18 protein-coding genes are annotated in these 21,078 nt (G+C 71.6%); 14 read left to right on the top strand and 4 right to left on the bottom strand.

Annotation, left to right across the window (positions count from 1 at the left end; genetic code table 11):
- Positions 1-4: 4 nt before the first annotated feature.
- Together valS and ACFVN5_RS09460 are read right to left on the bottom strand one after the other, a co-directional pair.
- Complete coding sequence (valS, locus tag ACFVN5_RS09465) at positions 5-2,587, bottom strand: valine--tRNA ligase (protein WP_376954786.1); 2,583 nt, start codon at positions 2,585-2,587, stop codon at positions 5-7.
- 103 nt (positions 2,588-2,690) lie between these two features.
- A complete protein-coding gene (locus tag ACFVN5_RS09460; RefSeq protein ID WP_376954785.1) occupies positions 2,691-4,043 on the bottom strand; it encodes an MFS transporter in 1,353 nt (450 codons plus the stop codon).
- Positions 4,044-4,252: 209 nt separating this feature from the next.
- Here ACFVN5_RS09460 and ACFVN5_RS09455 point away from each other — a divergent pair, with 209 nt between their 5' ends.
- From ACFVN5_RS09455 to ndk, 5 genes are all read left to right on the top strand, one after another.
- Positions 4,253-4,648, top strand: a complete 396-nt coding sequence (locus ACFVN5_RS09455; protein WP_376954783.1) for a GntR family transcriptional regulator — start codon at positions 4,253-4,255, stop codon at positions 4,646-4,648.
- A gap of 258 nt (positions 4,649-4,906) precedes the next feature.
- The gene (gene ileS / locus ACFVN5_RS09450) at positions 4,907-8,230 is read left to right on the top strand and encodes an isoleucine--tRNA ligase (protein WP_376954781.1); all 3,324 of its coding nucleotides are present in this window, start codon (positions 4,907-4,909) and stop codon (positions 8,228-8,230) included.
- The gene (locus ACFVN5_RS09445; RefSeq protein ID WP_376954779.1) at positions 8,227-9,603 is read left to right on the top strand and encodes a bifunctional folylpolyglutamate synthase/dihydrofolate synthase; all 1,377 of its coding nucleotides are present in this window, start codon (positions 8,227-8,229) and stop codon (positions 9,601-9,603) included. Before ileS ends, ACFVN5_RS09445 begins: the two co-directional genes overlap by 4 nt.
- Complete coding sequence (locus tag ACFVN5_RS09440; RefSeq protein ID WP_376954778.1) at positions 9,600-10,058, top strand: DUF4233 domain-containing protein; 459 nt, start codon at positions 9,600-9,602, stop codon at positions 10,056-10,058. Before ACFVN5_RS09445 ends, ACFVN5_RS09440 begins: the two co-directional genes overlap by 4 nt.
- Entirely contained in the window at positions 10,055-10,477 is a 423-nt protein-coding gene (ndk, locus tag ACFVN5_RS09435) for a nucleoside-diphosphate kinase (RefSeq protein WP_148734946.1), read from the top strand. The genes ACFVN5_RS09440 and ndk overlap by 4 nt, the downstream gene beginning before the upstream one ends.
- A gap of 82 nt (positions 10,478-10,559) precedes the next feature.
- Here the strand turns inward: ndk and ACFVN5_RS09430 are convergent, their stop codons facing one another.
- Positions 10,560-11,186 carry a vitamin K epoxide reductase family protein gene (locus tag ACFVN5_RS09430; protein ID WP_376954777.1) on the bottom strand — a complete coding sequence of 209 codons (627 nt, stop codon included), beginning with the start codon at positions 11,184-11,186 and terminating at the stop codon, positions 10,560-10,562.
- Positions 11,187-11,465: 279 nt separating this feature from the next.
- Here ACFVN5_RS09430 and ACFVN5_RS09425 point away from each other — a divergent pair, with 279 nt between their 5' ends.
- Positions 11,466-14,207 (top strand): Rne/Rng family ribonuclease, encoded by a 2,742-nt coding sequence (locus ACFVN5_RS09425; RefSeq protein WP_376954776.1) that lies wholly within the window; start codon positions 11,466-11,468, stop codon positions 14,205-14,207.
- A gap of 38 nt (positions 14,208-14,245) precedes the next feature.
- Here the strand turns inward: ACFVN5_RS09425 and ACFVN5_RS09420 are convergent, their stop codons facing one another.
- The gene (locus ACFVN5_RS09420) at positions 14,246-14,542 is read right to left on the bottom strand and encodes a DUF4031 domain-containing protein (RefSeq protein WP_376954775.1); all 297 of its coding nucleotides are present in this window, start codon (positions 14,540-14,542) and stop codon (positions 14,246-14,248) included.
- 217 nt (positions 14,543-14,759) lie between these two features.
- On the opposite strand from ACFVN5_RS09420, the gene rplU reads away from it, so the two are divergent.
- The 8 genes from rplU (at position 14,760) to ACFVN5_RS09380 (ending at position 21,064) form a co-directional block, all read left to right on the top strand.
- Positions 14,760-15,068, top strand: coding sequence for a 50S ribosomal protein L21 (rplU, locus tag ACFVN5_RS09415; protein ID WP_148734950.1), 309 nt, complete (start codon positions 14,760-14,762; stop codon positions 15,066-15,068).
- 25 nt (positions 15,069-15,093) lie between these two features.
- Positions 15,094-15,351 carry a 50S ribosomal protein L27 gene (rpmA, locus tag ACFVN5_RS09410; RefSeq protein WP_376954774.1) on the top strand — a complete coding sequence of 86 codons (258 nt, stop codon included), beginning with the start codon at positions 15,094-15,096 and terminating at the stop codon, positions 15,349-15,351.
- Between the two features lie 76 nt (positions 15,352-15,427).
- Positions 15,428-16,978 carry a GTPase ObgE gene (gene obgE, locus ACFVN5_RS09405; protein ID WP_376954773.1) on the top strand — a complete coding sequence of 517 codons (1,551 nt, stop codon included), beginning with the start codon at positions 15,428-15,430 and terminating at the stop codon, positions 16,976-16,978.
- Complete coding sequence (gene proB, locus ACFVN5_RS09400) at positions 16,975-17,778, top strand: glutamate 5-kinase (protein ID WP_376954772.1); 804 nt, start codon at positions 16,975-16,977, stop codon at positions 17,776-17,778. Before obgE ends, proB begins: the two co-directional genes overlap by 4 nt.
- Positions 17,779-17,802: 24 nt before the next feature.
- A complete protein-coding gene (locus ACFVN5_RS09395; RefSeq protein WP_376954771.1) occupies positions 17,803-19,071 on the top strand; it encodes a glutamate-5-semialdehyde dehydrogenase in 1,269 nt (422 codons plus the stop codon).
- 50 nt (positions 19,072-19,121) lie between these two features.
- The gene (locus tag ACFVN5_RS09390; RefSeq protein ID WP_376954770.1) at positions 19,122-19,343 is read left to right on the top strand and encodes a hypothetical protein; all 222 of its coding nucleotides are present in this window, start codon (positions 19,122-19,124) and stop codon (positions 19,341-19,343) included.
- 15 nt (positions 19,344-19,358) lie between these two features.
- Positions 19,359-19,958 (top strand): nicotinate-nucleotide adenylyltransferase, encoded by a 600-nt coding sequence (gene nadD / locus ACFVN5_RS09385; RefSeq protein WP_376954768.1) that lies wholly within the window; start codon positions 19,359-19,361, stop codon positions 19,956-19,958.
- A gap of 35 nt (positions 19,959-19,993) precedes the next feature.
- Positions 19,994-21,064, top strand: a complete 1,071-nt coding sequence (locus tag ACFVN5_RS09380) for a hypothetical protein (RefSeq protein WP_376954766.1) — start codon at positions 19,994-19,996, stop codon at positions 21,062-21,064.
- The last annotated feature ends 14 nt before the right edge of the window (positions 21,065-21,078 follow it).

The raw sequence follows: 21,078 nt of genomic DNA, 5'->3' as shown, positions 1-21,078 counted from the left end.
CCCCCTACGCCTCCGGTGCGGCGAGCACGATGTCGCGCACCTCGAACTCGCCGGCCTCCACGAACGACAGCGACGCGATGCGCCCCACCGCGAGGAGGTCGGATGCCGCGGACTCGAGCAGCGCGATCGCGGCCGCGGGGGCGGCGATCACGGCACTCGACACCGGCGTCTTCTGCGACGCCTTCGCGTCGGTCTTGGCGCGACGGATGCCCGTGAGGGCGAGCCCGGCGAGCTCGAGCAGTTCGACACCGGCCTCGCCGCGCGCCGAGAGCTCGTCGGTCGACGGCCACACGGCGCGGTGCACCGAACCCTCGTTCGACCAGCGCCAGGCCTCCTCGGTCGCGAACGGGATGACCGGCGCGAACAGGCGCAGCAGGACGGAGAGGGCAGTCTTCAGCGCGGCCACGGCCGAGGCCTGCTCGGGGCTGGGCTCGCCGTAGGCGCGCTCCTTGACGAGCTCGAGGTAGTCGTCGCAGAAGGTCCAGAAGAACGTCTCCGCGACTTCGAGCGCGCGGGCGTGGTCGTACGCGTCGAACGACCGCGTGGCGCTCGCGACGACGTCGGCGAGCTCGGCGAGCATGCTGCGGTCGATCGGCACGGTCACCGGCGCATCCGCGCGGCCGTCGAAGCCGAGGATGAACTTCGCGGCGTTCAGGACCTTGATCGAGAGGCGTCGGCCGATCTTGACCTGCGTCGGGTTCTGCGGGTCGAACGCGGCGTCGACGCCGAGGCGGCTCGAGGCGGCCCAGTACCGAACCGCGTCGGAGCCGTGCTGCTCGAGCAGGCCGGCCGGCGTGACCACGTTGCCCTTCGACTTCGACATCTTCTTCCGGTCGGGGTCGACGATGAAGCCCGAGATCGCGGCGTTCGCCCACGGCTGGGCGCCGTGCTCGAGCTGGGCGCGCAGGACCGTCGAGAACAGCCAGGTGCGGATGATGTCCTGCGCCTGGGGCCGGAGCGAGTACGGGAAGACGAGGTCGAACAGCTCGGGGTCGCGCTCCCAGCCGCCCGCGAGCTGCGGGGTGAGCGAGGAGGTCGCCCAGGTGTCCATGATGTCGTGCTCGCCGACGAAGCCGCCCGGCTCCCCGCGCTGCGACTCCTCGTAGCCGGGCGCGGTCGCCGACGACGGGTCGACCGGGAGCAGCTCGCGCGTCGCGACGATGGGCTCGTCGAACACCGGGTTCCCCTCGCCGTCGAGCGGGTACCACACGGGGATCGGCACGCCGAAGAAGCGCTGGCGGGAGATGAGCCAGTCGCCGGAGAGGCCGCCGACCCAGTTCTCGTAGCGCACGCGCATGAAGTCGGGGTGCCAGTCGATCTCGCGGCCGCCGTCGACCAGGCGAGAGCGCAGCTGGTCGTCGCGCGCGCCGTTGACGATGTACCACTGGCGCGTCGAGACGATCTCGAGCGGGCGATCGCCCTTCTCGAAGAACTTCACGGGGTGCGTGATCGCCTTGGGCTCGCCGAGCAGGTCGCCGGAGGCCCGGAGCTGCTCGACCACGGCCTGCTTGGCGGAGTACGCGGTCTTGCCGGCGAGCTCGGCGAACGCGGCACGGCCGGACTCGGAGGTGATGGCCTCGGGCGCCTCGGCGACGATGCGACCGTCGAACCCGATGATCGTGCGGTTGGGGAGGTCGAGCTCGCGCCACCACGTCACGTCGGTCACGTCGCCGAACGTGCAGATCATGGCGATGCCCGTGCCCTTGTCCTTCTGGGCCAGGTGGTGCGCCACGACCGGCACCTCGACGCCGAACACGGGCGTCGTGACCGTCGTGCCGAAGAGGGGCTGATAGCGCTCGTCGTCGGGGTGCGCGACGAGGGCCACGCACGCGGGGATGAGCTCGGGGCGGCTCGTCTCGATCTCGACGGTGCCGCCGTCGGGGCGGTGGAACGTCACCCGGTGGTAGTGCCCGGGCTGCTCGCGGTCCTCGAGCTCGGCCTGCGCCACCGCGGTGCGGAAGGTCACGTCCCAGAGGGTGGGCGCGAGCGCCTGGTAGGCCTCGCCGCGCTCGACGTTGCGGATGAACGCGAGCTGCGACGTGAACAGTGCCTCGTCGGCGATGGTGCGGTAGGTCTGCGTCCAGTCGACCGAGAGGCCGAGCGAGCGGAACAGCGCCTCGAACTCCTGCTCGTCCTCGACCGTGAGCTTCTCGCAGAGCTCGATGAAGTTGCGCCGGCTGATCGGCTGCTGGTCGGCGGCCTTCGTGCTCTTGTTGTCGCCGCCCTCGAACGGCGGCACGAAGTCGGGGTCGTACGGCAGCGTCGGGTCGCAGCGCACGCCGTAGTAGTTCTGCACGCGGCGCTCGGTGGGCAGGCCGTTGTCGTCCCAGCCCATGGGATAGAAGACGCTCTTGCCGCGCATGCGCTGGTAGCGCGCCACCAGGTCGGTGTGCGTGAACGAGAACACGTGGCCGATGTGCAGCGAGCCCGACGCGGTGGGCGGCGGGGTGTCGATCGAGTAGATCGCGTCGCGCGTGGCCGAGTCGCGGTCGAACCGGTACGTTCCGTCGTGCTCCCAGACGCCGCCCCATTTGGCTTCGAGGCCCTCGAGTGCGGGCTTGTCGGGGATGCGCGGGGTGTCGGTCATGATGCTCCGGTTCGGTATATACGGCACCGAGTCCATGGGGGTGCCTGAATGTGCGACGCTCCAGCCTAGCGGATGGAGCGTCGCACCCCGCGGAGCGGGCCGCTCAGGCGGTGGGACCGGCCGCCTGCGGTTCGAGCTGCTGCTCGGGGTCGCCCGACTCGGGCACCACCGGCATCCGGCCGGCCGCCCAGGCCGCGACGAGCGTCACGGCCGAGAGCACGGCGAGCACGATGCCCGGGTGCCACCAGACGTATCCCGTCGCCTCGCCGAGCGCCACCGTCACGAGCGGCACGAAGCCGCCCACGGTGGCCGCGATGGCGTAGGAGACCGACAGGGCCGAGTAGCGGAAGTGGTCGGGGAACAGGTCGTTCATGAGGCCGCCGAGCGCGGCCCACGACATGGTCGGCAGGATGCCGCCGATGATCATCGTTCCCACGAGGATCGGGAACGTCGCGAACTGGAGCAGGAAGTACATCGGGAACGTGATGAGCAGCGTGCCGAGCGCGCCCCACGCGACCACCTTGGCCGAGCCGATGCGGTTCGCCCACGCGCCGAACAGCGGGATCGTGATGAGCTGCAGCAGGCCGCCGATGGTCGTCGCGATGAGGAGGTCCTGGAAGCTGAAGCCGAGCTCGGCCGCGCCGTAGTTGATGGTGTACGTGTTCATCAGCGAGTACGAGCCGATGCCGAGCATCGCCGCGCCGATCGCGATGAGGATCGCGACGGGGCGCTTCTGGAACATGGTCGCGAACGGGACGCGGTCGCGGCGGCCCTCGGCGACGACCTCCTTGAACACCGGCGTCTCGTCGATCGACCAGCGCAGGTAGAGCGAGACGAGCAGGAGCGGGATGGCGAGGAGGAACGGGACGCGCCAGCCCCAGGCGGCGATCTCCTCGGGCGGGAGCACGAGGGTCATGACGATGAACAGGGCCGCGGAGAGGATCGAGCCGACGGGGGAGCCGAGCTGCGGGATGGCGGCGTAGAAGGCGCGCTTCACGGGGTTCGAGTGCTCCGTCGCGAGCAGGATCGAGCCGCCCCACTCGCCGCCGAGCGAGAGCCCCTGCACGACGCGGAGGAGGACGAGTCCGACGGCGCCGAGCCAGCCGGCCTGCGCGTACGTCGGGAGGAGGCCGATGAGGCCGGTCGCGACCCCCATGATGCCCACGGTCCAGAGCAGGGTCGCGCGGCGCCCGAGGCGGTCGCCCATGTGGCCGAAGATCACGGCGCCGATGGGGCGCACGACGAACGCGATCGCGATCGTCGAGAACGCGGCGAGCGTGCCGCCGAACCCGCCGAGCGGATCGAAGAAGAGCGGTCCGACGAAGAACGCGGAGAAGTACGCGAAGACGTAGAAGTCGAACGACTCGAGCGAGGTGCCGACCATGGACGCCCACGCGATGCGGCGGATGTGCGGCGGGTTCGCGGGCGTCGTGGGCACGGGGGTTGCAGTGGTCACGATGGGTCCTTGTGGGTTCTGGCGCGGTGAGCCCGACGGATCGGCGGGTGCCGGCGTCGCGCGACCGGCGGCGTGATCCGGGCCGGTCGACGGGGCGCGCTGGGGGGAGCGGGGACGCCCCGACGACGCGGCTCGGACTCATCATGGCAGTGGGCGATCGAGCCGACAAGCAACTTGTTCGCATTCGACTAGCACAATACGATCTAAAGGTGCTGATCCGCCTCGATCCGACCCGTCCGACCCCGCTCTTCGAGCAGCTCGCATCCGCCGTGCGCGCCGCGATCATCGACGGGCGCGTCATCGGGGGCGAACGACTTCCGGCGGCGCGCGACCTCGCCGCCGACCTCGGCGTGAACATGCACACGGTGCTGCGCGCGTACCGCGTGCTGCGCGACGAGGGCCTCATCGAGCTGCATCGCGGTCGCGGCGCCGTCGTCGCGGTGCGCATCGGCGGCCACGCCGCCCTCGCCGGCGCGATCCACGACCTCGTCGACGAGGCGAAGCTGCACGACCTCCCCGAGGGCGCCCTGCTCGCGCTCATCAGCGAGGCGTACCGGTGGTCGCCGACGTCGCCCGGCGTGCTCCGCACCGCCCCGACGCGGTAGGCTGGACGGCAACGACATCGATCCGGCCATCACCGGGGAGTCTTCGGAAGAACGCGAACGGATGCCCCGCGGCATCCGCTCGGCAAGTAGAACCGAACGGGTCGGCCCGTCACAGCCGTTACGAGGGGCGAATCGGTCCCGGTCCCTGAGCTCGTCGAAGGGCGAAGGGTCCGATTCGCAAGCGAGGTGGTACCGCGGCGGAGCTCGATCGAGCGGCCGGCGTCCTCGTGGAAGCATCCGTCCCCGCAAGGAGCGAGCGTGTACCCCCGTACCCCAGACGACCACTCCGTCGCCCCGTCTCCCGACTTCCCGTCGGTCGAGCGCGAGGTCCTCGCCTTCTGGAAGGCCGACGAGACCTTCCAGGCGTCGATCGACCAGCGCGAGGGCGCACCCGAGTGGGTCTTCTACGACGGCCCGCCGTTCGCCAACGGCCTGCCGCACTACGGGCACCTCCTCACGGGCTACGCGAAGGACCTGTTCCCGCGGTTCCAGACCATGCGCGGGCACCGAGTGCACCGCCGGTTCGGCTGGGACACGCACGGCCTGCCCGCCGAGCTCGAGGCCGAGCGCCAGCTCGGCATCACCGACAAGAGCGAGATCGAGCAGATGGGCATCGCGGCCTTCAACCAAGCCGCGCGCGACGCCGTGCTGCGGTACACCGAGGAGTGGCAGGACTACGTCACCCGCCAGGCGCGCTGGGTCGACTTCGAGAACGACTACAAGACGCTCGACCTGCCGTTCATGGAGTCGGTGATCTGGGCGTTCAAGACGCTGCACGACAAGGGCCTCGCGTACGAGGGCTACCGCGTGCTGCCGTACTGCTGGCGGGACCAGACGCCGCTGTCGAACCATGAACTCCGCATGGACGACGACGTCTACAAGATGCGCCAGGACCAGACGGTGACGGTGACCTTCCCGCTCACGGGCGCGAAGGCGGAGTCGCTCGGGCTCACGGCCGTGCGCGCCCTCGCGTGGACGACCACGCCGTGGACGCTGCCGACGAACTTCGCGCTGGCGGTCGGCCCCGCCATCGAGTACGCCGTCGTGCCCGCCGGCCCGAACGGCACGCCCGACGCGACCGTCAACCGCGAGCACGTCGGCGCGACCGACACCGAGGTGCTCGGCGCCGAGTACCTGCTCGCCCGCGACCTCGTCGGCAGTTACGCCAAGGAGCTCGGCTACGACTCGGCGGACGAGGCTCGCGCCGCGGTCTCCCGGACGGTCACCGGCGCCGATCTGGAGGGCGTGACCTACGACCGGCTCTTCGACTACTACGCCGACGTCGAGCACTACGGGCTGCAGAACGCGTGGCAGATCCTCGTCGCCGACTACGTCACGACCGACGACGGCACCGGCATCGTGCACCAGGCCCCCGCCTACGGCGAGGAGGACCAGAAGGTGGGCGAGGCCGCCGGCATCCCGGTGATCCTCTCGCTCGACGAGGGCGGCAAGTTCCTGCCGGCGGTGACGGATGTCGCGGGCCTCCTCTGGAGCGACGCGAACAAGCCGCTCACCCAGCTGCTGAAGGCCGAGGGCCGGCTCCTCCGCCAGGCGAGTTACGAGCACTCGTACCCGCACTGCTGGCGCTGCCGCAACCCGCTCATCTACAAGGCCGTCTCGAGCTGGTTCATCCGCGTGCCCGAGTTCCGCGACCGCATGGGCGAGCTCAACCAGGAGATCACCTGGGTCCCCGAGAACGTGAAGGACGGCCAGTTCGGCAAGTGGGTCGCGGGCGCGCGCGACTGGTCGATCAGCCGCAACCGGTACTGGGGCTCGCCCATCCCGGTGTGGAAGAGCGACGACCCCGAGCACCCCCGCATCGACGTGTACGGGTCGCTCGAGGAGCTCGAGCGCGATTTCGGCGTGCTGCCGCGGAACTCGCACGGCGAGCCCGACCTGCACCGCCCGTTCATCGACGACCTCACCCGGCCGAACCCCGACGACCCGACCGGGAGGAGCACCATGCGGCGCATCCCCGACGTGCTCGACGTGTGGTTCGACTCGGGCTCGATGCCGTTCGCCCAGGTGCACTACCCGTTCGAGAACCAGGAGTGGTTCGACTCGCACAACCCCGCCGACTTCATCGTCGAGTACATCGGGCAGACGCGGGGCTGGTTCTACACGCTGCACGTGCTCTCGACCGCGCTCTTCGATCGCCCGGCGTTCGAGAACGTGGTGAGCCACGGCATCGTGCTCGGCAGCGACGGGCAGAAGATGTCGAAGTCGCTGCGCAACTACCCCGATGTCTCCGAGGTCTTCGACCGCGACGGCTCCGACGCCATGCGCTGGTTCCTGATGTCGAGCTCGGTGCTGCGCGGCGGCAACCTCGTCGTGACCGAGGAGGGCATCCGCGAGGGCGTGCGGCAGGTCATGCTGCCGCTCTGGAGCACGTGGTACTTCTTCTCGCTCTACGCCAACACGGCGCGAGCGTCGACGGGCTCAGGGACCGGCGGCTACGAGGCGAAGCGCCGCACCGACTCGACTGACGTGCTCGACCGGTACCTGCTCGCGAAGCTGCGCGACCTCGTGGCCGGCGTCACCGCCGACCTCGAGGACTTCGACTCGCCGCTCGCGGCGCAGAAGCTGCGCGACTTCGCCGACGTGCTCACCAACTGGTACGTGCGTCGGTCGCGCGACCGGTTCTGGGCGGGCGTCGGCGACGACGACCGCGGCGCCGAGGCCTTCGACACGCTCTTCACCGTGCTCGAGACGTACACGCGCCTCGCGGCGCCGCTCCTTCCGCTCGTCACCGAGCAGGTGTGGCGCGGGCTGACGGGCGGCCGCAGCGTGCACCTGGCAGACTGGCCCGACGTCGAGGAGTTCCCGGCCGACCCGGCGCTCGTCGCCGCCATGGACGCCGTGCGCGAGATCAGCGGTGCGACGCTCGCGCTGCGCAAGCAGGCCGGCCGCCGGGTGCGCCTGCCGCTCGCGAACCTCACGGTCGTGACGACGGATGCCGCGGCGCTCGCGCCGTTCGAGGGCATCCTGCGCGACGAGCTCAACGTGAAGTCGGTCGAGCTCGTGCCGCTCGACGCGTCGAGCGCCGAGGCCTACGGCGTCACGAAGCGGCTGAGCGTGAACGCGCGCGCCGCCGGCCCCCGCCTCGGCAAGTCCGTGCAGCAGGCGATCCAGGCCGCCCGGTCGGGCGACTGGTCGCTCAACGGCGAGGGCGTCGTGGCGGGCGGCATCGCGCTCGAGCCCGGCGAGTACGACCTCGTGCTCGAGGCCGGCGGCTCCGGAGACGGCTCCACCGCGCTCGCGCTGCTGTCCGACGGCGGATTCGTGCTGCTCGACACGGCGACGACGCCCGAACTCGAGGCCGAGGGCCTCGCGCGCGACGTCGTCCGCGCGGTGCAGGAGGCGCGCAAGGCCGCCGGCCTGGAGGTGGGCGACCGCATCCGCCTCGGCCTCACGCTCGACGCGACCGGCGCCGCCGCGGCATCCGCGCACCACGCCCTCATCGCCCGGGAGACCCTCGCGACGGAGCTCGACATCGAGACGGCCGCCGACGTGGCGGGCGCCGCGGCGTCGCGTCCCGTCGGCGACGGCTCCGCCCTGCTCGTGGACCTGGAGAAGCTGTGACCGACGCATCCGACGACTTCGAGGCCGCCGAGGCGCGCGACGCGGCCGACGCCGTGTACGCCGCGCTCATCGCACGCGTGGGCGAGGGCTCGCCGCGCCCGCGGCTGGCGCCGACCCGTCGTGCCGTCGAACTGCTCGGCGACCCGCACCGCGCCGCGCCCGTGATCCACATCACCGGCACGAACGGCAAGACGTCGACGAGCCGCATGATCGAGAGCCTCCTGCGCGCCTCGGGACTGCGCACCGGCCTGCTCACGAGTCCGCACCTCGAGCGGTTCACCGAGCGCATCCGCATCGACGGCGAGCCCATCGCCGACGAGGCCGTGGCCCGCAACTGGGAGGAGATCCTCCCGTTCATCGCGATCGTCGACGCGGAGCTCGAGGGCGCGGGCGAGGAGCCGCTGACCTTCTTCGAGGTGCTCACCGTGCTCGCGTTCGCGTGCTTCGCCGACGCCCCCGTCGACGTCGTCGTGCTCGAGGTGGGCATGGGCGGCGAGTGGGACTCGACGAACGTGGCCGACGGGCAGGTCGCGGTGTTCACGCCGATCGACCTCGACCACCAGTCGCGCCTGGGCTCGACGATCACCGAGATCGCACGCACGAAGTCGGGGATCATCAAGCCCGCGGCATCCGTCGTCAGCGCTCGCCAGTCCGACGCGGCGCTCGGGGTGCTCGAGGAGGCGGCCGACCTCACCGAGTCGACGCTCGCGGTCGAGGGCGACGCCTTCGACGTGCTCGAGTCGCGCGTGGCCGTCGGCGGACAGCTCGTGACCATCCGGGGCCTCGCGGGGGAGTACCGCGACATCGCGCTGCCGCTGTTCGGACGCCACCAGGCCGAGAACGCCGCCGTGGCCATCGCGGCGGTCGAGGCGTTCATCGGCGGCGGCGCCGTGCGCCTCGCCGACGAGGTCGTCGACGGACTCGCGACGACCACGTCGCCCGGGCGCCTGCAGACGATCGGCACCGAGCCCACGGTCATCGTCGACGCCGCGCACAATCCGCACGGCGCGGCCTCGCTCGTGGCGGCGCTCGAGGAGTACTTCGACTTCGACGAGGTCGTGTTCGTGTTCGGCGTGCTCGCCGACAAGGACGCCGACGGCATCGCCTCGGTGCTCGCCCGCACGGGCGGCGCGTTCCTCGTGACCCGGCCCGACTCCGACCGCGCCCGCGACGCCGCCGAGGTGGCGGCCTCGGTCGCCGCGCGCATCGGACCCGAACGCGTGCAGGTCGTCGAGCGGCTCGACGACGCCCTCGACGAGGCGCGTGAGTGGGCCGCGGAGGCGCCGAAGCGCGCCGTGGTCGTCACCGGCTCGATCGGGCTCGTCGCCGAGGCGATGGAGATCGCCGCCGACCGTGGCTGGGGTCGCGCATGAGCGGCGCCATGGACGCGCCGGCCGACCACGAGCCCGACCCGACCGACGGCACCGAGGCCGCTCCCGCTGCGGCTGCGCGGCGCTCGGTGCGCCGCAGCCTCGCCTCCATCGTGCTCGGCTTCGAGATCATCGTGGTCTTCCTCGCCGCGCTCGTGATCTGGGGCCTCGCGCCCACCGAGAACGGCACGTTCGACCTGCCGCCGTGGATCGCGCTGGCGGCCGGCGGCGTGCTGATCCTCGGCCTCGTCGCCACCATCGGGCTCCTGCGGTTCCGGTGGGGCTACGGCGTCGGATGGGCCATCCAGGCGCTCATCCTCGCGTCGGGCCTGCTCAACCCGGCGATGTACTTCGTCGGCGCCATCTTCGGCGGCCTGTGGGCGTACTGCATGGTCGTCGGTGCACGGATCGACCGTGAACGGACGGCATCGGCCGATCCGGGGAAGGAACAGGAATGACGACCCCCATCGAGGAGACCCTCGTGCTCGTGAAGCCCGACGGCGTCGCGCGCAACCTGACCGGCGAGATCCTCCGCCGCATCGAGGCGAAGGGCTACTCCCTCGTCGACATCCGCATGGTGCAGCCCGATCGCGACCTGCTCGCGCAGCACTACGCCGAGCACGAGGGCAAGCCGTTCTACGAGCCGCTGCTCGAGTTCATGCAGTCGGGCCCGGTCGTCGCCATGCGCGTCGCCGGCAACCGCGTGATCGAGGGCTTCCGCATCCTCGGCGGCACCACCGACCCGACGACCGCGGCGCCCGGCTCGATCCGCGGCGACTTCGGCCGCGACTGGGGCCTCCGCGTGCAGCAGAACCTCGTGCACGGCTCCGATTCGGTCGAGTCGGCCGAGCGCGAGCTCGCCCTCTGGTTCGCCTGATCGGATGCCGCGCCGGCCGGGTCCTCCGGCCGGCGCGCTCCGCCGCGGCGGGTGCCGGCCTCGATCGAGCCGACGCGCTCGGCTAGTCGAAGAGGTTCTGCAGGTCGATCATCACGCGCGGGATGGCGTTCATCTGCGCCTGCGCGAGGACGATGACGATGGCGTAGCAGACGACCGTGATGAGCGGGATCCACTTGAACCACTCCGCCGCGAGCCGTCGGACGCGTGCCGATGCGGGAATATGACCCTCCCGGAGGTTGTGCAGCGTCACGACCCAGAACAGCGGGATGGTCACCGCCCACGTGAGCATGCACCATGGGCAGAGCACGTCGAGCACGTAGATGCTCTGCGCGATGAGCCAGCCCACGAAGACCAGGGCGCCGGCCACGCCGACGTTGAACCCGATCCAGAACCAGCGCGCGAACACGGCGCCCGCGAGGATCGCGACCCCGATCGTGATGACGACGGGCCAGGCCATCATGCCGATGAACGGATTCGGGAAGCCGAACACCGATCCCTGCCACGACGCGAGGTTGGTGCTGCAGCCCACGAGCACCCCGACGTTGCAGTTCGGGACGTGCTCGGGATCGGCCAGCACGAGGACCTTCTCGACCGACAGCTCCCACGCGGCGAGCAGGCCCAGCGCCCCGGCGATCACGAGGAACACGGCGAGCGCGACGGGTCGGGACCGCGGGGGAGTGTCCGGCATGTTCGTATTGTGGCATGCCGGTTCCACACCACCCTGTGAGAGCGTGCGATAATCGAAGGAGTCGCTCGGGCCGCGCCCGCCGCGACGCCGACGAAGGCTTTCATGGATGCAGCGCATCCGAGCAGGCGGTGAGACGCACCGCGAGACGTGGCGACACAGGCAACCAGCCGGTCGCAGCAGTGAGAAGGATTGGCGGTTCCGCGCACGGCGCGAGACCGCTCGAGACGAGAACGGAGCGGATGGCGCGGCCATCCACACCGTCGTAGGAGTGCACCAGAGATGGTGGAAGGCAACGACAACCACACGAACGAACCCGATTCCGGTTCCGGAACACCGAAGCGACGAGGCGGCCTGTTCGGTGCCCGCCGCACCGGCCGGATCCGCATCACCGAGCGCTCGTCGCTGAGCGGCGGCTCGCCCGTCGACGAGGCCACGCCGGCAGCACCCGAGTCGGATGCCGCGGACCCGCGTCCGGCCGAGGAGGCCGCTGTCGCGGCATCCGTCGAGGGCGAGGCCGACCAGGGCGCCGAGGCACCCGAGGCGGCTGCGCCGACCGGCGAGGCCGACGACGCGGACGACGCTGCCGACGCCCCCGAGGCGGAGGAAGCCCCCGCCGAGGCGGACGCCGAGCCCGAGGCGACGCCCGAGCCCGTCTCGCCGATCCCGGCGACGCTCACGACCACCTCGCTGATCTTCCATGCACCGCCCGTGCTGGTCCCCGCCGAGCGGCCCGAACGGCCCGAACGCGCCGAGCGGGGTGACCGGGGCGGCGCTCCGGCCGGCGAGGAGTCCTCGAGCGTCCGCCGCCGCACCCGTCGCCGCACCGGCGAGGAGGGCCGCCCGTCGGCCGACGAGCCGGCCAACACGGTCGTCAAGGTGCGCAAGCCCCGCGAGCCCGAGCTCATCACCGAACCGCAGAAGGTCAAGGGCTCGACGCGCCTCGAGGCCAAGAAGCAGCGCCGTCGCGACGGCCGCGACGCCGGTCGCCGCCGTGCGGTCATCACCGAGGCGGAGTTCCTCGCACGCCGCGAGTCGGTCGACCGCCAGATGGTCGTGCGTTCCAAGAGCGGCCGCGTGCAGATCGGCGTGCTGGAGGACGGCGTGCTCGTCGAGCACTACGTCGCCCGCAACCAGGACGCGTCGCTCATCGGCAACGTCTACCTCGGCCGCGTGCAGAACGTGCTGCCGAGCATGGAGGCGGCGTTCGTCGACATCGGCCGCGGCCGCAACGCCGTGCTCTACTCGGGCGAGGTCGACTGGGACGCCGCCGCCGAGAACGGCGAGAAGAACCAGCCCCGCCGCATCGAGCTGGCCCTGAAGCCGGGCGACCGCGTGCTCGTGCAGGTCACGAAGGACCCGGTCGGCCACAAGGGCGCCCGCCTCACCAGCCAGGTCTCGCTGCCCGGCCGCTACCTCGTGTACGTGCCGAACGGCTCCATGAACGGCATCAGCCGCAAGCTGCCCGACACCGAGCGCGCGCGCCTCAAGAAGATCCTCAAGGAGGTGCTGCCCGACAACGTCGGCGTGATCGTGCGCACCGCGGCCGAGGGCGCCACCGAGGAGCAGCTCACGCTCGACGTGAACCGCCTCATCGCGCAGTGGGCCGACATCTCGACCCAGCTCGAGAAGGTCCAGGCGCCGGCGCTGCTGCACTCCGAGCCCGACCTGCTCATCAAGATCGTCCGCGACGTCTTCAACGAGGACTTCCAGAAGATGATCATCTCGGGCGACGACGCGCGCGAGACGATCGAGCGCTACCTCCGCGCCGTCGCGCCCGACCTGCTCGAGCGGGTCGAGGCGTATGCGGGCGAGCGCGACGCGTTCGACGAGTTCCGCATCACCGAGCAGATCGAGAAGGCCCTCGACCGCAAGGTGTGGCTGCCCTCGGGCGGGTCGCTCATCATCGACCGCACCGAGGCGATGACCGTCGTCGACGTGAACACCGGCAAGTTCGTCGGCTCCGGCGGCAACCTCGAGGAGACCGTCACCAAGAACAACCTCGAGGCCGCTGAGGAGATCGTCCGGCAGCTCCGGCTCCGGGACATCGGCGGCATCATCGTCGTCGACTTCATCGACATGGTGCTCGAGTCGAACCGCGACCTCGTGCTGCGCCGCCTCGTCGAGTGCCTCTCACGCGACCGCACGAAGCACCAGGTCGCCGAGGTCACCTCGCTTGGCCTCGTGCAGATGACCCGCAAGAAGCTCGGCCTCGGCCTGCTCGAGTCGTTCAGCGAGCCCTGCGAGGTCTGCGCCGGCCGCGGCATCATCGTGCACCACGAGCCGATCATGAAGCACCGCGCACCGCAGCAGCAGGTCGAGCGCCGGCGCGGTCGCGGCGGCAACCAGCCGCAGCAGCCGCAGCAGCAGCCGGCCGACTCGAAGGCGCACGCGGGCACGCACGCGATCACCGAGGACGTGAAGCACGCCCTCGCGCAGATCGCCGCATCGACGATCCCGCACACCGAGCACAAGCCGGCGACGGATGCCGCGCCCGCGGCTTCTGCCGATGAGGCCGCGTCGCTCGCGGCCGGGCCGGCCCGGGGGGCCGAGGCCCCCGCCGCGACGGACGCCGCTCCCGCGGCGGCCGAGGCGGCACCGAGCGGGCGCGAGTCGCAGCCGTCCTCGGGCGGTCGCCGTCGCGGTCGCCACCGTCGCGTGTCGCAGGACCAGGGTCCGGCCGAGACGCAGGCGCCTGCTGCTCCGGCACTCGCGGAATCGGCACCGGCGGAGTCGCGCACGACCGAGCCCGCGCCTGCGGGCTCCGAGACCGCCGCGGCATCCGAGGCTCGTGTCTCGCTGGACCTGCCGCCCGTCGCGCCGGCCGAGCGCCGTCGCACGGTTCGCGCCGCCGAGGCCGAGGTGCTCCTCGACTCCGTGCTCGACGCCCTGCCCGCCCCGAAGAAGGCCGGCGAGGGCCGGTCCCGCAGTCGACGCGTGTCGACGGCCGCGCTCAGCACCGCGGGCGGTCCGCCCGTGATCACGCGCGCCGACGGCACGACCGCGGGCGAGCACCAGGAGTAGGCCCGACCCGGGCGGTCCCCGCGGCGGCGCTCGCGCCGCTAGCGGTGGTGCCGCTCGGGGCCGTCCCGGCCGTGCCGCTCGCGCGGCGTGACCCGCAGGCCGCTCGCGGCCAGGCGGCGCACCAGCTCGCGCGGGGAGACGGGCTCGGCGCCCGCGGCGACGAGCTCGTCCCACCGCTCGACGGGGACGTCGTAGTGGTCGAGGTCGAAGGCGCGTGACGGAACCCCGTTGCCCTCGGCGAAGGCCCGGAGCTCGGCGATCGAGCGGTCGCTCACGAGGTGCGCCCAGACCGTGCCGTGCTTCGGCCAGAGCGGCGTGTCGATGAGCACGGTCATGGGCCCGATCCTACGCGCCGGGTCGTTCGACGCGCCGGGCGGCGCGCGTTTGACCGTCCCCGGGGCATCCGGTAGACTCGACCGCTGGTGCCACCGCTTATCCCGGTGTGCCCGCACAGTTTTCTGGCAGTGACGACCCTCCTTCCCGCTGGGGTCCCGCGCAGTGACATCCCCATGCAGCTATGGAGCCCCGGCTCCCCAGAGATAGGTACGAGTAGTGGTTTACGCAGTAGTGCGCGCCGGCGGTCGGCAGGAGAAGGTCGAAGTCGGCACCATCGTGACGATGGACCGGATCAAGGCGGACAAGGACGGCAACGTCCAGCTCACGCCGGTCCTGTTCGTCGACGGCGACAAGATCACCTCCGACGCCAAGTCGCTCGCGAAGATCACGGTCACGGCCGAGGTCCTGAACGACCTCCGCGGTCCCAAGATCGTGATCCAGAAGTTCAAGAACAAGACCGGCTACAAGAAGCGCCAGGGCCACCGTCAGGAGCTCACGCGCGTCAAGATCACCGGCATCAAGTAGCAGCGGCCCGCAAGGAGAAGCAGACATGGCACACAAAAAGGGAGCGAGCTCCACTCGCAACGGTCGTGACTCGAACGCGCAGCGCCTCGGCGTGAAGCGCTTCGGCGGTCAGGTTGTCGGCGCGGGCGAGATCATCGTCCGCCAGCGCGGCACCCACTTCCACCCGGGTGCGGGCGTCGGTCGCGGTGGCGACGACACGCTCTTCGCGCTCGAGGCCGGCGCCGTGCAGTTCGGCACCAAGGGCGGCCGCAAGGTCGTCAACATCGTGGCGGCCGGCGAATAGTCGACCGATCGGTCGTGTGAGGGCGGGCTTCGGCTCGCCCTCACGCATTTTTCCAGAGCACTAGGAGGGCTGCCGCATGGTCAGCTTCGTCGACCGCGTGACACTGTTCGTGCGCGCCGGCCACGGCGGCAACGGCTGCGTGTCGGTGCGCCGTGAGAAGTTCAAGCCGCTGGCCGGCCCCGACGGCGGCAACGGCGGACACGGCGGCGACATCGTGCTGGTCGCCGACCCCCAGGTGACGACCCTCCTCGCGTACCACGGGCGGCCGCACCGGTCGTCCGACAACGGGCAGCCCGGCATGGGCGACAACCGCTCCGGCGCCGCCGGCGAGACGCTCGAGCTCCCGGTGCCCGTCGGAACGGTCGTGAAGGACGAGGAGGGCGTCGAGCTCGCCGACCTCGACCAGCCCGGCATGCGCTTCGTCGTCGCGCCCGGCGGCCTCGGCGGCCTCGGCAATGCGGCCCTCGCGAGCACCAAGCGCAAGGCTCCCGGCTTCGCGCTGCTCGGCACGCCCGGCTACGAGGGCGAGGTCGGCCTCGAGCTGAAGACCATCGCGGATGTCGCGCTCGTCGGCTTCCCGTCGGCCGGCAAGTCGAGCCTCATCGCCGCCCTCTCGGCCGCACGGCCCAAGATCGCGGACTATCCGTTCACGACGCTGCATCCGAACCTCGGCGTCGTGCAGGCGGGCGACCACCGCTACACCGTCGCCGACGTGCCCGGCCTGATCGAGGGCGCGAGCGAGGGCAAGGGCCTGGGCCTGGAGTTCCTCCGCCACGTCGAGCGCTGCTCGGCGCTCCTGCACGTGATCGACTGCGCCACGCTCGAGCCCGGTCGCGACCCCGTCAGCGACCTCGACGTGATCCTCGGCGAGCTCGCCGCGTATCCGGTGCCCGAGGGCCAGGTGCCGCTCCTCGACCGCCCGCAGCTCATCGCGCTGAACAAGGTCGACGTGCCCGAGGCCCGCGAGCTGGCCGACTTCGTGCGACCCGAGTTCGAGGCGCGCGGCTATCGCGTGTTCGAGATCTCGACCGTGAGCCACGAGGGCCTCCGCCAGCTCGGCTACGCGCTCGGCGAGCTCGTCGACGAGGCGCGTGCGGCCGCCGCCGCCGCGCCCGCACCCGAGCGCATCGTGATGCGTCCGAAGGCCGTCGACGAGGCCGGGTTCGTCGTGCGCCCCGAGGGCGGCAGCTACGGCACGATCTACCGCGTGCTGGGTGCGAAGCCCGAGCGCTGGGTCGCGCAGACCGACTTCACCAACGACGAGGCCGTCGGCTACCTCGCCGACCGGCTCGCCCGCCTCGGCGTCGAGGACGAACTCGTGCGCGCCGGCGCGGTCGCCGGCTCGACCGTCGTGATCGGCCCCGGCTCGGGCGTCGTCTTCGACTGGGAGCCGACGCTCACCTCGACCGCCGAGCTCATCACGGCCCCGCGCGGCACCGACGTGCGCCTCGACGACAACCGTCGCGCGACCCGCGCCGAGCGCCGCAGCGAGTACCACGAGCGCATGGACGCCAAGGCCGAGGCCCGCGCCGAGCTGCAGCGCGAGCGCGAAGCCGGTCTCTGGGCGGCCGGCGACGAGGACGCGATCGGGCCCGCCGAGCCCGGTACGGAGGACGACGACCGGTGACCCCGCGCACGCGCGCCGACATCCCGAACGCCCGTCGCATCGTCGTGAAGGTGGGCTCGTCGTCCATCAGCGGCGAGAACGCGGGACAGATCGGCCCGCTCGTCGACGCCCTGGCCGCGGCGCACGAGCGCGGCACCGAGGTCGTGCTCGTCTCGTCGGGCGCGATCGCCACGGGCATGCCGTACCTCCGGCTCGACGAACGGCCCACCGACCTCGCGACGCAGCAGGCTGCGGCATCCGTGGGGCAGAACCTGCTCGTGTTCCGCTACCAGGACTCGCTCGACCGCTACGGCATCGTCGCGGGCCAGGTGCTGCTCACCGCGGGCGACCTCGAGCACGCCACCCCTCGCTCGAACGCCCAGCGCGCGATGGACCGGCTCCTCGCCCTGCGCATCCTGCCCATCGTCAACGAGAACGACACGGTGGCGACGCACGAGATCCGGTTCGGCGACAACGACCGGCTCGCCGCGATGGTGGCGGAGCTCATCGGCGCCGACCTGCTCGTGCTGCTCTCCGACGTCGACGCGCTCTACACGAAGCCCCCGCACCTCGACGGCGCGGAGCGCATCGACCACGTGGCGTTCGGCGATCCGCTCGCCGGCGTCGAGATCGGGTCGATCGGCCGGGCCGGCGTCGGCACCGGGGGAGCGGAGACCAAGGTCTCGGCTGCGCGCATCGCGGCGGAGTCGGGCGCCGCGGTGCTCATCACCGCGACGCCGCTCGTCTCGCAGGCCCTCACGGGCGGCGAGGTGGGCACCTGGTTCGACGCGGCCCCCCTGCGTCACACGGCCGGGGCGTAGTCCCAGCTCGCCTAGGCTGGTGCCATGGAGCACCCCGATCTCGACACGACGGTGATCGATGCGCGGCTGGCCGCCGCGAAGGAGGCGTCGTACCGGCTCGCGCGCGCCACGACGGCCGAGAAGGATGCCGCGCTCGAGCGCGTCTCCGTCCTGCTCCGCGAGCGCACCGCCGAGATCATCGCCGCCAACGCGCTCGACCTCGAGGCGGGCGGCGAGGCGGGCCTCTCCAGCGGACTCCTCGACCGGTTGGCCCTCGACGAGCGTCGGGTCGGCTCCCTCGCCGACGCCGTGCTCGAGGTCATCGCGCTCACCGATCCGATCGGCGACACGGTGAGCGGTCGCTCGCTTCCGAACGGCGTCCGCATCGACCAGGTGCGCGTGCCGCTCGGGGTCGTCGGCGCGATCTACGAGGCGCGCCCCAACGTGACGATCGACATCGCCGTGCTCGCGCTGAAGAGCGGTAACGCGGTCGTGCTCCGCGGCGGCACCGCCGCCGAGCAGACCAACCGCGTGCTCGTCGGCGTGCTGCGCGACGCGCTCGAGTCCGTCGGCCTGCCCGCCGACGGCGTCCAGACGGTCGACGACTTCGGCCGCGCCGGCGCGCGCCACCTCATGCAGGCCCGCGACTACGTCGACGTGCTCATCCCGCGCGGCAGCGCCGGGCTCATCCGCGCCGTCGTCGACGAGGCGAGGGTGCCCGTCATCGAGACGGGCGCGGGCGTCGTGCACATGTTCCTCGACGCGTCCGCCCGTGAGGACTGGGCCGTCGAGCTCGTGCACAACGCGAAGGTCCAGCGGCCGAGCGTCTGCAACGCGCTCGAGACCCTGCTGGTGCACCGCGACGCGGCCGAGCGGCTCCTCCCGGCCGTGCTCGACCGGCTCGAGGCATCCGGCGTCACCGTTCATGCCGACGAGCGCGTGCGCGCCCTGCGGCCCGAGACGGTGCCCGTGACCGACGAGGACTGGGCGACCGAGCACATGAGCCTCGACCTCTCGGTGGGCATCGTCGACTCGATGGACGACGCGCTGCGCCACATCCGCCGCTTCTCGACGAAGCACACCGAGTCGATCGTCACCAACGACCTCGGCAACGCCGAGCGCTTCCTGAACGAGGTGGATGCCGCCGCGGTCATGGTGAACGCGTCGACCAGGTTCACCGACGGTGCGGAGTTCGGGTTCGGCGCGGAGGTCGGCATCTCGACCCAGAAGCTGCATGCCCGCGGGCCCATGGGCCTGCCCGAGCTCACGAGCACGAAGTGGATCGTGCGCGGCGCCGGTCACGTGCGCGCCTGACCTCGCTAGACTGTCACGAGCGACACCCGCAGGATCGAAAGGAACGGCGAATGAGCCTCACGACCGCAGTGCTGACCGGCACGGTACTGGCCGAGACGGTGCACGCGAGGGAGCTCCCCGTGGAGCCCTGGGTCTACGGACTCGTGGCGCTCATCATCTTCGCCGCCCTGGCCTTCGTCGCGGCGTCGTACCGCGACGTCGCCAACCGTCACCGGGCGAAGGCCGCGGCCTACGCGGCGCGCCACGGCGGGGGCGAGCACGGCGGCCACTGAGCGAGCGTTCGCGCCATGACGGGCGGGAGCAGTCGACCACGCATCGGCGTGATGGGCGGCACGTTCGACCCGATCCACCACGGCCACCTGGTGGCGGCCAGCGAGGTCGCGCAGTCGTACGGGCTCGACGAGGTCGTGTTCGTGCCGACTGGGGAGCCGACGTACAAGTCGGTGGTCACCCCGGCCGAGCACCGCTACCTCATGACGGTCATCGCGACCGCGTCGAATCCGCGCTTCACCGTGAGCCGCGTCGACATCGATCGCGGCAAGCCGACGTTCACGATCGACACCCTGCGCGACATCCGTCGCGAGCGCCCCGACGCGGAGCTGTTCTTCATCACGGGAGCCGACGCGATCGCCCAGATCCTCAGTTGGCGCGACGTGGAGGAGCTCTGGGAGCTCGCCCACTTCGTGGCTGTGAGTCGTCCGGGACACGACCTGTCCGTTTCGGGTTTACCCGAGCAGGACGTAAGCTTGCTGGAGGTCCCGGCACTGGCGATCTCGTCGACCGACTGCCGAGACCGGGTACGCCGGGGTTTCCCGGTGTGGTACTTGGTGCCTGATGGGGTCGTCCAGTACATCTCCAAGCACCACCTCTATCGGAGTGTCGCATGACGTCGTCGCAGGAACCGCCGCTGACGCGGCGAGAGATGCGAGAACGCGAACGCCTGCTCGAGCAGCAGGCGGCTTCGTCGACCCCCGAGGCCGCGCCCGCCCCGCCGCCGCAGCAGGCGCCGCCCCCGCAGCAGCAGGTTCCGCCGCAGTCCCAGGTGCCGCCGCAGGCGCCGAAGGCCGTGCCGGCGCCGCCGCAGACCGACTACATCGCGCCACGGCCGGCTGGCGGGTTCTCCGAGCCGTCGTCGCCCTTCGGTGGTGCGGTCGTGACGCCGTCCGGCACGCCTGAGAGCGCGTTCCCGGTGCAGTTCGATCCCACCGCCGCCGCGCCGCCGCGGCAGGAGCCGTTCCCCGAGCCGTCGACCCCCGAGCGCACGCTCACGCGCCGTGAGCTGCGGGCGATGCTCGACGCGCATGCGGCCGGCGAGTTCCACGACCTCGACATCTTCGACGAGCTCGAGACCGAGGCCCCGGCCGCCCAGGCACCCGCGGCCGCGCCGGCGGCGCCCGCGCCCGTACCCGGTGCGATGTCGAACCCGTTCGGCCAGGCCTCGACGCCGACGCGTTCGCCCGCGCCGCACCAGGTCGCCGATTCCGCGATCGCCGACGAGCCCGCGGCCGCGCCGAAGCCCGTCGGGCACTGGACGTCGCAGCTCGACGCCCCCATCGAGCGTGCCGAGCCGTTCGACCAGCTGCTCTCGCGCGGCGGCATCAGCCACGGCGTCCCCACGACCACGAACGCCCTCATCCTGCCGAGCCTGCCCGACCAGGGCCCGATGAGCGACGCACTCGCGAAGAGCGGCGAAGTGATCGTGACCGGCTCGATCGACCTGCCGCGCAGCTTCGGCGCGACGGGCGTGCACCCCAGCCAGATCGACTCCTCCGACGTCGACCGCCTGTTCGACCAGGTGGAGGACGGTGCGGGCGTCGGCGCCCCTGTCGCGGCCACGCGGGCGATCAGCACCCAGAACAACGCACGCGCCATGATGGCGCCGCCGAAGAAGGAGGGCATGAACGTTCCGCTCGTGCTCGCCGTCACCGCCGGCGTGCTCGCGCTCGGCGTCGTCGCCACCCTCATCATCGGCGCGGTCGCCGGCCTGTTCTGATCGGCCGCGTCATC

Source organism: Agromyces sp. NPDC057865 (assembly GCF_042796995.1).
In the GTDB taxonomy this organism is placed as follows: domain Bacteria; phylum Actinomycetota; class Actinomycetes; order Actinomycetales; family Microbacteriaceae; genus Agromyces.
The sequence above is the reverse complement of the archived record's forward strand: the minus strand, read 5'-3'. Positions and strand labels throughout refer to the sequence as shown.

What these genes read in the sequence shown, in the direction of transcription:
- valS (WP_376954786.1), bottom strand. Translation starts at nt 2,587, where the DNA reads ATGACCGACACCCCGCGCATCCCCGACAAGCCCGCACTCGAGGGCCTC.
- ACFVN5_RS09440 (WP_376954778.1), top strand. Translation starts at nt 9,600, where the DNA reads ATGAGCGGCGCCATGGACGCGCCGGCCGACCACGAGCCCGACCCGACC.
- ndk (WP_148734946.1), top strand. Translation starts at nt 10,055, where the DNA reads ATGACGACCCCCATCGAGGAGACCCTCGTGCTCGTGAAGCCCGACGGC.
- ACFVN5_RS09430 (WP_376954777.1), bottom strand. Translation starts at nt 11,186, where the DNA reads ATGCCGGACACTCCCCCGCGGTCCCGACCCGTCGCGCTCGCCGTGTTC.
- ACFVN5_RS09425 (WP_376954776.1), top strand. Translation starts at nt 11,466, where the DNA reads ATGGTGGAAGGCAACGACAACCACACGAACGAACCCGATTCCGGTTCC.
- ACFVN5_RS09420 (WP_376954775.1), bottom strand. Translation starts at nt 14,542, where the DNA reads ATGACCGTGCTCATCGACACGCCGCTCTGGCCGAAGCACGGCACGGTC.
- rpmA (WP_376954774.1), top strand. Translation starts at nt 15,094, where the DNA reads ATGGCACACAAAAAGGGAGCGAGCTCCACTCGCAACGGTCGTGACTCG.
- obgE (WP_376954773.1), top strand. Translation starts at nt 15,428, where the DNA reads ATGGTCAGCTTCGTCGACCGCGTGACACTGTTCGTGCGCGCCGGCCAC.
- ACFVN5_RS09395 (WP_376954771.1), top strand. Translation starts at nt 17,803, where the DNA reads ATGGAGCACCCCGATCTCGACACGACGGTGATCGATGCGCGGCTGGCC.
- ACFVN5_RS09390 (WP_376954770.1), top strand. Translation starts at nt 19,122, where the DNA reads ATGAGCCTCACGACCGCAGTGCTGACCGGCACGGTACTGGCCGAGACG.
- nadD (WP_376954768.1), top strand. Translation starts at nt 19,359, where the DNA reads ATGACGGGCGGGAGCAGTCGACCACGCATCGGCGTGATGGGCGGCACG.
- ACFVN5_RS09380 (WP_376954766.1), top strand. Translation starts at nt 19,994, where the DNA reads ATGCGAGAACGCGAACGCCTGCTCGAGCAGCAGGCGGCTTCGTCGACC.